Below are 15036 nucleotides of genomic sequence, written 5' to 3'. Positions count from 1 at the left end.
AAAAGACACTTTCATATTTATATAATGAAAAAACGATCAAACCAAAATATGTATATCAGTAAAACCTGCTGGGCTACATTGCTAATTAGCATTGCAATTGCCATTACCTCCTGCAAAAAGTACCTGGATGTAGTGCCTGATAATGTTTCCACCATCGATAATGCTTTCAAATTAAGATTGGAGGCAGAGAAATATTTATTTACGCTTTACTCCTATCTGCCCAAAAACGGCGACGGCTGGTATAATCCCGGCATGGCGGCTGCGGATGAAATCTGGTACCCTCAGGATGACCAGGCGCAATGGCATTCTGCTTTTAGAATTGCAGAAGGACAACAAAATAAAGCAGAACCTTATTTCAACGATTGGACCGGCGCCAATAAAGGTCAAAATGTACAAACCAAACCAATATGGGGCGGGATAAGAAACTGCAATGTTTTTCTGGAAAATATGGCCGACCAAACTAAAGTGCCAGACATTACACAAGCCGAGCGCTCCCGTTGGATTGGAGAGGCACTGTTCCTTAAAGCTTTTTATCATTATTACATGCTGCGCATGTACGGCCCTATCCCTTTAATAAACACAAATGTACCTGTAGATGCTGATCTTGCCGGAGCTTATGTAAAACGCAAATCCATAGATGAATGTGTAAGTACCATATCCAACTGGTTCGATGAGGCAGCAAAATTGCTACCGGAACGTATCCAGGATGAAAACACACAGATGGGAAGGGTTACCAAACCTATTGCATTAGCCATGAAGGCAAAACTGTTGATTATGGCCGCCAGTCCGCTGTTCAATGGAAACAGCGACTTCGCAAATTTCAGAGACAAAGATGGAGCTAGTTTTTTCAATCCAAGTTTTGACCCTCAAAAATGGGTGGTAGCACGCGACGCTGTAAAGACCGCTATTGATGCAGCAGCCAAGAACGGCTTTGCACTTTATACCTATACCAACGATGGATTGGGATTGAGTGATACCACGAGAACGCAACTGAGTATACGCAACGCCATTACCAAACGATATGGTGTGGAATGCATTTGGGGAAATTCTCAATCATATTTTATCAATGAAAATCTCTGTATGCCACCTACCGAAGCCAACGGGGTGAACGGTCGGGGGCCGGGAGCGGGTGTCTGGGCACCCCCAATCAAGGTTGTAAAACTATTTTACACTTCAAACGGGGTCCCAATAGAAGAAGATAAAACATTAGATTTCAGTAAATATAGCCAGTTAAGGACGGCCACTGCAAATGAACGTTTTTACATAAAAAATGGTTTTGTAACCGCCCGGCTTAATTTCGACAGGGAACCACGCTTTTATGCGGACTTGGGATTTGACGGATCCATCTGGTACATGAAAGACGGTAACAGCAGGGGAAGTGATGTAGATAACTTTTATGTAAAGGCAAAAAATGGAGATAAGGCGGGCTTCGGTAATGATTTCAGGAATTGGAGCGAAACCGGCTACTTTATAAAAAAACTGGTCAACTGGGAATCTACTACCAATAACAATTCAGTTGTTTGGCGCCAATTCCCCTGGCCTGAAGTTAGAATAGCTGACCTATATCTACTCTATGCAGAAGCCGAAAATGAAGTAAACGGTGGTTCAACCCTCGCGATAGAATATCTTAACAAAATAAGATTACGAGCCGGACTTAAAGGCATAGTAGAGTCTTGGACCGCATACTCAAGTAATCCTACAAAATATACAACAAAAGAAGGCTTGCGCTCCATCATTCACCGGGAACGAGCTATAGAGATGATGTTTGAAGGACAACGTTTCTGGGATCTACGCCGTTGGAAGGAAGCATCAGAGGAACTTCAAAAAGATATCACCGGCTGGAATATAATTGGCAAAACCGACGCTACTTATTATCAGGAACGCTTTATCTTCAGTCAGCGTTTTATCGCTCCAAGAGACTATTTCTGGCCGATCGGCAACTATGATACCCGAAGAAACACCAATCTGATTGAGAATCCAGGCTGGTAATGAGAAAAAAAGTAGATACGCAAAATATATTTTATATGAAAAGCAAACTAAAAATCTTCGCAATAATCGCTTGTTCTATAATTCTTTTAGCTTCATGTAAAAAAGGAGAAGAACTAAACGCCAATGAACCAGTCGGCAATGACCCAACTGCTCCTATGCAAGTGAGCAATGTAAGCGTAGTTAACCAGAACGGAAAAGCTACCATTACTTATACCGTACCAAAAGACCCTCGATTGCTAATTGTAAAAGCAGTGTATAATTTGTCTTCCGGTAAGCAATATGAAGCGCAGACTTCCTATTATAACAATTCGTTAGAGGTTATCGGCTTTGCTGACACCACAACACATGAGGTGAAAATATACTCTATAAGCCGTTCAGGAGTATCATCAGAACCCATTATAGTGAAGGTAAAACCGTTGATCGCTCCTATCTGGCAGACATTTAAAAGTTTAAAATTGCAAAATGCATTCGGTGGTTACAACCTAAGCGCGTTAAACCCTTCAAAAGGCAATGTAAGTATCATGGTAATCGGGAAAAATGTATTTAACGAATATGTTGCGGATTATGACAAAAGTGTATTTACAAATACAGACAGCATCATTTCTAAAATTAGGGGTTTAGACACCACCTCACATCGATTTGGATTTTTTGTCCAAGACAGGTGGGGAAATAAGACCGATACGATCTATCAGGACATCAAACCAATCTTCGAAGTACAACTGGCAAAATCTAAATTTCAGGAGTATAAGCTCCCGGGCGATCCGCCAATGTGGGGAGCAGTTAGCAAAGCCTGGGACGGCAGATATGGCTGGGAAGCCTGCTTTACGCAACAGATAGCAGGTGGTAATGCACCTCATACGGTTACCTTTAGTCTGGGTATATCGGCAAAATTGAGCAGAATCTGGATGCGTCCTTATGCCGAGGTTAATCCACTACGGTACTATTACCTTCAGGCCATGCGCCGCTTCGAAATTTATGGATCAGATAATCCCAATCCAAATGGCACAATCGACAAAAGTTGGGTTCTTTTAGGCTCATACACCATTACTAAGCCATCAGGCCTACCTTATGGTATCGAAAATAACCTAGACACACAAACTGCGCAGACAGGTTTTGATTTGCCATGTGATCTATCGGCACCAAAAGTAAAATATATCCGGGTGCGTTGCCTCGAGAATTGGGTTGGTGGAACAGCTTTGAATATAGATGAGCTTACCGTATATGGCGATACCCGATAAGATTCAGTATCAAACTGCCCATGGTATCCGGACCATCGGCCAGATATAAAAAGAGACTAAAAATATTTTAAAATGGAAAAAAGAAAATTATTAATGATTATAACCATGGCAACGTTTATGTTTGCTATGGTTTCCTGCTCCAAATGGGACGATTTTAAGAAATATACCACTGATGGCGAAACGATTTATAGCGGTAAGGTTGACTCGCTAAAAATATTGTCAGGAAGACTTCGCGTTCAACTAAAAGGCCTGCTATCAGCAGATGCTAAAATTGAAAAGATTAAGATCACCTGGAACGATAAAAAAGATTCTTTAATTTTTGGTATTTCGAAAGCAGGAAGACCTGAAGTTATCGACAAAATTTTTAGTGTGGATGAAGGTGTGAAGAATTTCAATGTTCAGACATTTGACGCCAGTGGTAATGCTTCATTAATCGTAACCTCTACCGGGGTTGTGTATGGGCCAAAATATGAAAGCAATCTCTTCAATCGCCCAATTATCAGGACCGAAATGCTAAACAATGGCAGTGCCAAAATTGATTGGGATACTTTTGATACTTCTACAGGAGCAAAAGGGACATGGATTACATACACTACAACAGCCGACAAGCAGACAACTGTCTTTTCAGCAGTCAGTGAAAGTTCATTAACACTATCAAATTATAAACCAAACACAATTTTTAGCTACAAGACGATGTATTTACCAGTACCGACAGTTATTGACACATTGTATTCGGCCCAGGAAACCAGGCTTATCCGATAGAAGAATAAGATATCCAACAGTTTTACATAAACTGTTGGATATTTTTAATAGATTTTGATTTTAGTAACAGAAACTTTATGGAGGCACCATTTGGGCTCCTGCATTAGTGGCATGGCCATTTCCAACAAGCATCCTTAGGCACTTCTTCCCTGACCTGTGCTCTTTTGTTCGGGGCCGGATAAGGAGCGGATTTCTCATCTCCACTGGCCAAGGTCAGCACCGGCAGATCAGTCAATTAGATCTGTTCCGCAAAAATTTTAGATCAGTAATTCAAATGAACATCCTTATATCACGATCAGATGATTATCTCATTTATATCTTCTGGGATAGAAAGAGAAAAGGCTGTTTTCTTTTGAAGAAACAGCCTCTCAAAATCAAACAAAATTCTTACTTACTTGTCCTTTCAGTTAATTCTTTAATGTTTTTAACCAGAAGACTAAATTCTTCCTTATCATACAATCTGGTCAAAAACCTGATATAACCATCCCTGTCGATTACTACATTACGGGTTACGCCTGCTTTTTTATCGGCAAATTTCTGGAAGATTTTAGCCCCAGGATCTAAGGCCAATGGATAAGTGATATTCATGTCTTTGTGAAATTTCTGTACCACATCTAACGGTTCATCACGGTCAACACCGATCAATATCACGTCTTTATCTTTATAGGTCTGCCAGATATCCTTTTCTAAATAGGGCATTTCTTCACGGCATACTTTACACCACGCAGCGGTGAACTGTAGGATGACAATTTTCCCTTTTAATTCTTTTAACGTGGTTTTCTTTCCGTCATGGAGAACAAGTTCAAAATCATCAGGAGCCTTATCCCCTACTTTTACCAGATAACCTCTGCTATCAGCATTTGGGTTTTCGAATTTTGGTTGTTGTGCAAATCCACTTAGAGTAAGCAAAACTGCGGCTAAAGTTGATAATTTAATTTTCATAATATTTAGTTTTTAAAGGGTGATAATATTGTTTAGTTATTTTTCAGCGGCTTTCCAGCCTTCATCAGATGCGGTGGCAACTTCGCCATATTTTCCTTTTTCTCCGAAGTAGGCGTTGCCACCAAAAGTATAAACGGGCTGTTTTACCAGATCGAGCTGAAGTTGTGGCAAAGGATATTCTGTTGGCGTACCGCCTACGAGCAAATTGTTCCTGCGCATAAACGTAAATGGCAGAAATGCACCAGCAGAGCCATCTATTTCAATCGCATATTCATAATGCAATTGTTTTCTCAAATCAGCTTGGTTTGCGGCAACATCAGGAAGCGTTCCTACGGCTTTTCTTGCAGCTGCCGGATCATTTAGTATGGCAGCTGCGCCAGCGTAATCCTTCAGCCAAAATTTGGATTCAGCCTTTAGTAACCTGATCTCCTCTGTCAGGAAATAAGGATTAACTGCACCTGGTGAGTTTAGCGTGTTGGCTGTATTATACCATCTTTTTCGGTACCAATTGGTAAAAAGCCCACGTCCACGCGATTCTATAAATATCCCAAAACTTGTGGTGTATCCAAAATAACTATCGAAACGTTTATCGTTGCTGCTAATGTTGGGTAATATTCCGGTCAAAGGGTAAAATTTAGGGGTATTTCCGGTTTTATCAGCCAAATAGGCGATTTTAAGATCTGGTGGTAACCAACCGGAACCATCTGAGTTACGCTGTAACAAATTGGTCAATAATTGATTGTAATAGCCCCCTGTTACTGTGGTGATCACAAAATCAGTAGTAAATCCTTTTTCGGCATAGGCCAAAACTTTGCTCCATTGTGCATCGCCAATTTTTTCTGCTTCGGTCTTATCCCTGGCCTCAGAAGATAAAATCCTTGCAGCCATCGAATTGGCCAGTTTAATGAAATCGGCTTTACTGAATGTTTTTCCACTGAGGAAATCGAATTTAAACTGTGCATTCGCTTCGGCAAGCGTTATCGATTTATCAATCAGCTTAATTCCGTTGGCAATTAAGGCCTTGTAAGAATCTGGAAAATCCTTTGTGCTTAAGTTTACGTCATCCACGATAATGCCACGGTCGAAAATAACTCCAAGATAGCCCTGAGCTATCCCTTTGGCATAATATGCCGCAACAAGACAATCCTGTGTCCTGTCGTTGCCCTGTGTATCGTAAATCTTTTTACCCTGCTTTTCAATGATATCCAACGCCAGGGTAGCATCTAAATTGGCCTGATAAAAGTTATTGTAAAAAGTATTCCAGGTAACTGCGCCACGGTAAGAAGTATTGTTATTGAGTCTTAGACGCGGTTCGTTCGCAAAATCCCACCAGGAAGAATTTCCGTTGGTATTAGTGGTCTGATCGGCCAAAAGGCTGAAATGTGTACCCGATGCACTTGTTGAAGTGCTAAAAACAGTTTGTACACTACTTGTGGTTAATTTCAGTCCCAAATCTTTGATCTGATCGATGGCTTCCTGATTGGTCAGCGTTGTTGGATTATCGAAATCGGTTTTTTTGCAGGCGCTAAGGCTTAAGGCAATAAGTGATATGTAGAATATATTTTTCATTTTCTGTTCGTTAAAAATTTAGCGTAAGTTTTGCGCTGTAAATGCGGTAGGTTGGATAATCGTAAAAATCCTGATTGCCCTCTGGCGTTACTCCGGTAAAGGATGTCCAGGTGTACAGGTTACGGCCAACCAATGCAAGTCTGGCATTACTTAATACCCGGTTTATCCCAATAGCTTTTAGCGGCAGCTTGTAGCTTAACGAAACTTCTCTTAGCGACACGTAGCTGCTGTTCTGCAACCAGTAATCGGTGGTTTGCTGGGCATTAAAAACTGCTGTAGTAAAGGCAAGCGGCAGACCGGCCTGTGCTGCCTGATCAGAAAATGGGGAACGGTATTGATAGGTAAGGTATTGCTGCGTTTCATTATACTTCTGTCCACCTTGTTTCCAATCCAAAACTGCATATAGCGATAAAGGGCCGATATTGAAGGTATTAGAAAAACCAACAATAAAATCAGGCTGTGCATCTCCGATAATTTTCGAGTTGCCTGTTGCTGCATTTTGGTATAACAAAGGTGTTTCGGCTGCAGTACCTTGCTGGCTTTTCAAAACCACAAAACCCAATTGGTTAACAGCAAAATCGCTCAGCCTGTAAATCCCACCTGCTGCATTGGTAACCAGCCCCTGTGCATTGGTTTCTAACTGATCGAGACCTGTTAGCACGCTATAGCCATAAAAGGCAAAAGGACTAACCCCAGGTGCTTTTCTAAAATCGCCATCTGTAAACTCAGGTACATCTCCCAAAGAGGTAATCTTACTTCTAATCCTGCTAAAGGTAATTCCGGTGTTCCAGGTAAAGGCATTTTTGGTGATCACATTGCCATTGATTTCGAGTTCGAGCGAGTTCGATTTTACAGCGCCCAAATTCCCATAAATTCTTGCCGACCCTGTGGTTGGTGGAAAAGCTGGAACGAGGATAAAATCGTTTATACTTTTAGAAAAAGCATAATTGGCCTGAACATTAATCCGTTTAAACAACTGGGCATCAATACCAAACTCAAGCTCAGAGGTGATGGCCCTTTTAAGATCTGTATTTTCACGTTGATTATAGCTTACGCCGCCAGAACTGGATAAGGAAACCTGACTATCCTTAGCACCAAATGGAGGCAAACTTCCGGCCTTACCGTAGGCTACCCTCAGTTTTAATTCGTTAATGATGCCCAATTTCACATCTTCTGTTAACCGATATGCGGTAGATACCCTTGGAAAAAACGCTGTTCCAACATCTGCACCAAATCTGGAACTGTTATCCAAGCGGCCCAGTACATCAACAAAAATCTTTTCTTTCCAGGCGGCTTTTAGGTTTAAAAAGTAACCATAGTTAACTGTCTGTTCCCAGGTAGAGCCAATACTTCTACTATCGGCTGATGCCGCAGCTAAACTCTTAACAGGTGCACTCAGGTTATAACCAGAGCCAGATAATGAAGTAATCCTGTTTTCTTCGTATACCGCCTTTAGCGTTGCTCCGAAATCGAAATCGTTGAATTTATTGTTATAGTTTAGCTGGGCCTGACCGTTTTTGGAAGTGGTTTTTGATGTCTGTTCGCCATAATAACCATTGTTGCGGGTAATATCGGCAGAGATCGTCTGAAAGCCAATCGGGTAGTAATCCGTTTCATTGTAATTTTCATTCTGTATAGAAGTATATACCTCTGCATTCAACTTATCGGTAAACTGGTATTTCACTTTTATTCCGGCAAGCAAATTATCACTGTTATTTTCATATTCACGGTAGCTCAGCTGATAAAAAGGGTTGTTCACATTGAAGTTCTGAATATCAAAACCATAGGGTTTAAAAGCATATTTCCCGGAAGCATCGCGCTCCTGCAGATTGATGAAAGGTTCGTAAAGTGAAGTAGCATACAACAATGAACCGCTACCGCTTGATGAGATGGATGAAGAAGGCGTTTTGTTGTTAAAGTATTGCAGGCTTAGGTTAATTTCTAAGTTTTTATCCGGTTTATAACCAAAATTAAATAAGGCCGTCTGCCTTTTATCGGCACCCACAGGTTCTGCAACCCCACCTTTATATTGATTTTGAAAAGAGGCATACAAAGTATATTTATCGCCGGCAGTTGATGCAGAAACAAAATTCGTAAAATATGGATTGTTGTTTAACATATTCGCCACATTATCGTATACATTTGAGTATGGGTGAAGGTTGAGGGAATAACCGTTAGCTTGTACATCGATGGTCCTGGCGTTGCCATTAAGCACAAACGAACCATCGGCATTAACCTTAAAATGGTGGAACTGAGCGGTTGGCGGCGTATTTTGCACATTGCTTAAGCCAAATTCATTGTCGACAATAATATTCACCTTTCCGGTACCTTTTCCTTTTTTGGTGAGCACCTGGATAATTCCACCTTCACCCCTGGTACCATAAAGGGCCGAAGCCGCTGCGCCTTTAACCACTTCAATCGACTCTATATCCTGCGGATTTAAGTCAGACAGGTTTAATGCTGTTACAAACCCATCCACCACCAAAAGCGGCGCAATATTGCCCGATACCGATTTAGCGCCACGCAGATAAACCGTTGCCCCCGAATTACCAGAAGATTGGCTGATCTGGATCCCTGCAACTTTTCCTCTTAAAGTTTGAGAGGCATCTGTTGCCGGAACGGTATTAATCTGATCGTTATTCACTTTTGTTAAGGCAAAAGTGAGTTTTTTACGACTGGTGCCTTCTGCAACGCCCGTAACCACCACATCAGCTAAAAGATGGATATCTTCTTTCAATTCCACATTAATCTCCGATCGGTTATTGATGGCCACAACCTGCTCTAAATAGCCCTGAAAATGGATAATGATACTATCAGCTTTTTGAGATAAGTTTAAGTTAAATTCTCCTTTACCATTGGTACTGGTGCCAATTTTCGTGCCTTTTAACTTTATGGTGGCACCAATAAGCGGCTGCTTATCTTTACTGTCGGTAATCTTACCGCGAATGGTATTTTGGGCAAAAGCCTGCAAACTGCTAAGCAAAACAAAGCAGACTATTAACTGGGTAAAAAATAGTTTCATGTTTAGGGATATAAATTAAGGATGATTGGTTTGGTTGAGAAATTGAGTGAGTTTTAAGATTGAGGTTGTTAACACGAGAATTTGTTCCTGTACTTCTTTTGCATGATACTGCTCAATGGCTTCTCTTACACCGGGAAGGGTTTTAACGCCATATCCGGTATATAAACCAGGGGCATAAATACTATGTCTATACCACGGTCGCCCTGGTAAACCTGCTTGTAGAAGCAATTGTTTTTCAGCCTGAAAAAGTAAGTTATTCAGTTGATCAGCTTTAGTATCCGAAGCGAGTGTAGCAGTTATGGTATGATTAAGTTTTGATGAGGCTGTTTTTAAACTATCTACAGCTAAATTCAGCGCTTTAAAATCAAACTCGGGTAATTCAACCTGTACCGGAGGATTTTTCAAGTTTTCTTTAGGATCGTTGGCAAGCTGATAAGCACCGTTTGAAATGAGCTTATTCTGGCTTTGCGCACCTTCCCGGAGCTGCTTTGCCAATGTACTTACTTCAGTAACGTAAGTCGCTATTTTAGCCTGAAGATTAGAAAAGTTGAACGGAAGTACATCCGCATTGGCTAAACGCAATACTGCTCTTCCGGCCGTTTGAGATAAAGCCAATCCGTATTCAAAATCCGGATCTTTAAACTTTACAAAATTATCGTAAGTATCGAAATTGGTATGGTACTCCCCTCCTTCATCCTCACCACCGAAACCAAGGCTTAAAGTAGGGATACCAAGGTGCTGCAAAAACGCAGAATAATCTGATCCTGTGCCTAGCGCACCCAGATCAAGTGTTTGGCTGTCCTGTATCTTCTTACGTTCGGTAAGCGAAACTGTAGAAATGGCTTTATTGGCTTTCCAGCGCTCAAAAATATTAGCACCCACCTGAGGATCTTTTACGTCTTTTGAAATTTCAGAAACAAAATTTTCTAAAGCATGCGAGCCACCTGCTTCTAAAAAGCCACGGCCATTGCCATCCGAATTGATGTAGGCAACTGCTTTACTGTTTAACTCGTCTGCATGGTCTTCTACCCATTCTGTTGAACCTAAAAGCGATTGTTCTTCTCCGTCCCAGGCAATATAAACGAGTGTTCGTTTAGGTTTTATACCTGCCCTTGCCAATTTTCCGATAGATTTTGCTTCTTCCAAAAGGGAGGCCAACCCACTTACCGGATCTGCAGCGCCATTTACCCAGGCATCGTGGTGATTCCCGCGGATGATCCATTGGTTTTTAAATTTACTTCCCTCAAGTTTTGCTACAACATTGTAAGCCGGCACAATATCCCAGTTAAAAGCAAGGTTTAAACGCACTAACGTACTTCCATCTCCAATGTGATAGGTAACGGGCAAACCGCCGCTCCAATCGGTAGGTACCACCTGACCTTTAAGTGCAGCAAGCAATGGCAAAGCATCATGATAACTGATGGGCTGAACAGGAATTTTAAGAATCGTTTTGGCATCGCCCCGCTCCAACCTTTTGGCATCCTTTGTAGAACCGATTCCAGGCGTCAATGGATCACCAGGATAAATTACCATATCCATTACCGATCCCCTTTGAACAGCAAATTCTGGCTTGTAAGCGCCTTGTGGGTATACATCGCCTTTCACAAAACCATCATCTTTTGGATCTGAATAAATGATACAGCCCACCGCACCATGTTCGTAAGCTATTTTAGGTTTAGTGCCCCGCCACGACCTGCCATATTTTGCAATAACAATCTTGCCCTTTACGCTGATGCCTAAACGCTCCAACTTTTCATAATCAGCTGGCAGACCATAATTCACAAAAACAAGGCCTGCACTTACATCGCCATCGGCACTCCAGGCATTATAAGGAGGCAATTGCCCTTGCTGTGCGGTTGATAAATCTTCCTTAACAACCTTTTCTTCAAGCGAGGCGCTGTATTTATTGCTTCCTAAAAGTTCTACCGATCGGGTTTTAGGCGTTGGAAATAAAACATAATAAGTCTCTATTTTTGCATCCCAGCCATAGCTTTTAAACTTTTTCAGTACAGATTCTGCTACCGTTTTACTGCCCTTAGCACCCAAGTGATGGGGATTGGCAGAAAGCTCTTTTATGGTCGCCCCTATATTTTCCTTATTAAGCCCAGCATCAAATTTCTGCTCAATATCATGCTGTAACGGAATGTTTTGAATTTTAAATCCACTCAGTTTCTCCTGAGCCAATAAAGGAAGCCAGAGCAATTGAATAGCCGTAAAAAAGGTAAAAGTTTTCTTCATTTTCTGATTTTTTAGGAGTTCTTTACCAGAAAAACTTTGAGCGACCTCAAAATTAGCATGCGGATGCATAACCAACTTATCTTCTCCACCCTTGGGTAGAAAGGAATTAGCACCTTTTACAAGTGTATAGGTTGCTCAGACGTCTTAGGGCCCTTCCCTCAGTCTTTCTGGATAAGTATTATATAATGACGCAAAACTAAAAATAATAATCTAGTATTCCTATAGGATTTATATTATTTATTTCAATTATGTAGTTGATAGTCCCACTTTCTGAGAAGCAGAATTGGATTCAACGGTCATTTCGCATAGAGAAACCGAAATGGAGATGTTCTAACAGCCTTAAAATCAAAAACTATTTTAGTATTCTGACATATTTTTTAAAGTGGGTGGAGGATTGACAGATTAAATGCAGGAAAGATAGATTGGAAAATGAAGAGAAGGAATCTGAGAGAATTTGCATTCAAAAAATAGAGGTGAGCATATTTCGCTATGAATACTTTAAGCTGCATTTTTTAATCATGAGTTGAGACTATTGCTCAATTTTAAGAGATAGCCTGGGGACAATGCCCCAGGATTATCACCGTGTGCACCCGCCGTTAGTATGAGATCAGCCGGCGTTATACCAAATACAGCACACGAAAGATTATTTTTTTGTTATACCGGGCGATTACTTAACGTAAACTGTTAACAATTAAGATTACACCTGATTAATATTATTTAAGTTATACAATAGCTTACTTTTCCAACAGTGCAAAAATGCACCATAAGTATGGAGATTGCCCGTGCGAGTCGCCGACATTCCGTGGACGGTCGTAATAATACTGTTTATCATTCTTTTTATTTGTACCTACGCAGACTTCTGCTACGTCACCTTTTTCGTTGATATAAGGCACCAATGCCAGCCAGGCTTTCCGCGCCACCGGAGCATATTCCTGTTTATCTAACCAGCCATGTTTTACCCCACTGATGAGCGCATAGGAAAACATCGCCGATCCTGATGTTTCAGCCCAGCAGTCTGGCTCATCAATCAGCTGGTTCCACATTCCGCTTGGTCTTTGGTAATCTTTCAAGCTTTTCATCATGGTTTCATAGCCTTTAAGTATACGCGGACGGTCTTTATTATCTTTAGGCAACAACCGCAAAAGCTCCGTCATGCCAGCAGCCATCCAGCCATTGCCGCGCCCCCAATAAAACGGTACATCAGGTGCATGATAGAAAAGACCATTAGGCCGCTGTAATTCATCCAGGTAAAGTACCATTTCTTTAGCGGCGCGATCGATATATTTTTTATCGCCTGTAGCTTTGTAGGCCTGGGCCTGAACGATCGTGATCATATACATATCGTCAATCCACAAACGGGTTTGCCACGAAAAACCTTTATCAGCCCATTCCTTCTGCTGTAAACTTGCTTTTTGTGGAACGGCCCATTGGGTATCTGCATAAGGCATACCTAAGTCAAAATAATTTTTATCTTTGGTAATCTGGTACAATTCCAAAGGCAGGCTGCCGAACATATTCAAATCAACGTGGTTCATAATTGGCAATAGTTGCTTTTCCTGGGAAGTGAGTTTCTCAAACCTTTCTTCTAAGCGCGACAAGAGCACTTTATCTTTTGTTAACTTAGCATATTTAAGTGCCCCGGTCCAATTGAAAGTTTCCGGATAGCTGATCCACTTCCCGGCATGGAGCATGTGTTTTTTATCGGGAAAGCGGTAAGCTAAACGTTTTCCCACTTCTTTCGGGCCAAATCCTTCAGGAAAATCTTTCAGCAGATTGTTCTGTGCAAACAGGAACTGGAATGGAATTAAGAGTACAAATAAGGCAGTTAATTTTCTACACATATAAATTTATAATTTGGTTTAAAGTCTTTTTGGTTACAGGAAAAATTTTTCAACGTAGGATTTATACAACTGGCAATTTGCACGGTACCATAGCCTTCTATTAATAACCTGGGTTTTGTTCCAATTTTGCACCATTATTTCGTTCGATTTCGGAAGCAGGGATTGGCCACAGGTTATAGGTCGTTAAAATATCGTTGTAGTAAGGATTACATTTTTTTACACGATCGTAAACCAGCCCCAGCCTCATCAAGGTAATCCGTCTTTTTTCTTCGGAGCCCAGCTCGCGCATACGCTCGTCCAAAATGTAGTCCATATTTACATTAGCTGGCAATACAGCCGATGCATTTGATCTGCTGCGTACCACATTGATATCTGCAGCTGCTTTATCCAGCTGGTTTAAGCCCAAATAAGCTTCTGCTCTTAAAAGATAGGTTTCTGCCAGCCTGAACATGTATTGATCGGCATAAGTTCCGCCTGCACTTGCCTTAAGCAACAGCTGTGATTTATCCTGGAACATGCCATCAGGATGATCGCCCGGGGTGGTTACTTTTGATTGAAAAGCATAGAAATCTCTTCTTGGTACAGTTATACCCGCTGGTGGATTAATGGTAGATATGGTTTGCCCAAAACGTGGGTGTGTAGGATTGGTTACTTTAAATTCGCGCACAAAATTAAAAGGTGCATTCCTAAGGTCGTTATTAAAATCGCTTTGCCAGATGACGTCCGAAAAATATTTGGTCGGTATTGCCCAACCGATTCCCCTGCCACCAGTATAATCGCTAATTGGATACAGAAATGGCTGAACACTGCTACCAGAAAGCCTAAAGTTCAGAAATTGTGGTGCAAAATGTCTTTCCATTTGATAAGAACCGGAAATGCCTGTGGAAACAGCGCCACCGCCCGGTACATCGGTTTCAAACTGGATTACCCAAAGACTTTCTTTATTGGTGCCATTTTTTCTATTTTGGTTACCCCTCTGAAAAAGATCCCAATACACATTTTTTGTGGCATCTGAAGCTTTAACTCCAAATCTGGTGGTCATAAGGCCAACATTGGGATTACTGATTACAGCAGAGGCAGCATCGGCAGCATTTTGAAACTGCCCTGCAGCCAGATATACTTCTGATAAAAGATGATAGGCCGCAAGGTTGTTTACCTCTCCATCCTGCACCAGATTAATGGCTGGCAAATTTAACGATGCAAATTTGAGGTCGCTGATGGCCTGTTCCAGTACCGCGGTTTTTGGTGCCCTAACATAATCTGTTTTGGGTGATACCACTTCTGTTGTATTTAAGGGTACACCGCCATATAGATAGGCAAGTGTACGAAAGGCCATGCCCCTGAAAAACTTCGCTCTCGCTTCCATTAGTGTTCTATCGGCTGGTGCCAGTTCAGAAGCCGGGATTCGCCCGATAATGGTGTTGGATTCTGCAAT

At 41.4% G+C, this 15036-nt stretch carries 9 protein-coding genes and 1 riboswitch; of the genes, 3 read left to right on the top strand and 6 right to left on the bottom strand.

The features are described 5' to 3' along the window. Positions 1–24 precede the first annotated feature (24 nt). From ASU31_RS23920 to ASU31_RS23910, 3 genes are all read left to right on the top strand, one after another. Complete coding sequence (locus ASU31_RS23920) at positions 25–1989, top strand: RagB/SusD family nutrient uptake outer membrane protein (RefSeq protein WP_245224601.1); 1965 nt, start codon at positions 25–27, stop codon at positions 1987–1989. 35 nt (positions 1990–2024) lie between these two features. Further along, positions 2025–3227, top strand: a complete 1203-nt coding sequence (locus ASU31_RS23915) for a DUF4959 domain-containing protein (protein WP_167346237.1) — start codon at positions 2025–2027, stop codon at positions 3225–3227. A 72-nt stretch (positions 3228–3299) separates the two neighbouring features. Then, positions 3300–3989, top strand: a complete 690-nt coding sequence (locus ASU31_RS23910; RefSeq protein WP_057934770.1) for a DUF4998 domain-containing protein — start codon at positions 3300–3302, stop codon at positions 3987–3989. Between the two features lie 387 nt (positions 3990–4376). Here the strand turns inward: ASU31_RS23910 and ASU31_RS23905 are convergent, their stop codons facing one another. The 6 genes from ASU31_RS23905 to ASU31_RS23880 form a co-directional block, all read right to left on the bottom strand. Then, positions 4377–4931 (bottom strand): peroxiredoxin family protein, encoded by a 555-nt coding sequence (locus tag ASU31_RS23905; RefSeq protein ID WP_057934769.1) that lies wholly within the window; start codon positions 4929–4931, stop codon positions 4377–4379. A 36-nt stretch (positions 4932–4967) separates the two neighbouring features. Beyond that, on the bottom strand, positions 4968–6500 hold the full coding sequence (locus ASU31_RS23900) for a RagB/SusD family nutrient uptake outer membrane protein (protein ID WP_057934768.1): 1533 nt from the start codon (positions 6498–6500) through the stop codon (positions 4968–4970). 10 nt (positions 6501–6510) lie between these two features. Further along, positions 6511–9522, bottom strand: coding sequence for a SusC/RagA family TonB-linked outer membrane protein (locus tag ASU31_RS23895; protein WP_057934767.1), 3012 nt, complete (start codon positions 9520–9522; stop codon positions 6511–6513). A gap of 15 nt (positions 9523–9537) precedes the next feature. Further along, entirely contained in the window at positions 9538–11760 is a 2223-nt protein-coding gene (locus tag ASU31_RS23890; protein WP_057934778.1) for a transferrin receptor-like dimerization domain-containing protein, read from the bottom strand. Positions 11761–11833: 73 nt separating this feature from the next. After that, positions 11834–11938: riboswitch (SAM riboswitch) on the bottom strand. Between the two features lie 556 nt (positions 11939–12494). Then, positions 12495–13601 carry a glycoside hydrolase family 88/105 protein gene (locus ASU31_RS23885; protein WP_057934766.1) on the bottom strand — a complete coding sequence of 369 codons (1107 nt, stop codon included), beginning with the start codon at positions 13599–13601 and terminating at the stop codon, positions 12495–12497. A 100-nt stretch (positions 13602–13701) separates the two neighbouring features. Further along, positions 13702–15036: RagB/SusD family nutrient uptake outer membrane protein (locus ASU31_RS23880; RefSeq protein ID WP_057934765.1), on the bottom strand; the 1335-nt coding region annotated here is incomplete at its 5' end.

Source organism: Pedobacter ginsenosidimutans, assembly GCF_001442625.1.
GTDB lineage: Bacteria > Bacteroidota > Bacteroidia > Sphingobacteriales > Sphingobacteriaceae > Pedobacter > Pedobacter ginsenosidimutans.
Note: the sequence above shows the minus strand (reverse complement) of the source record. Positions and strands in the feature narration are given on the sequence as shown.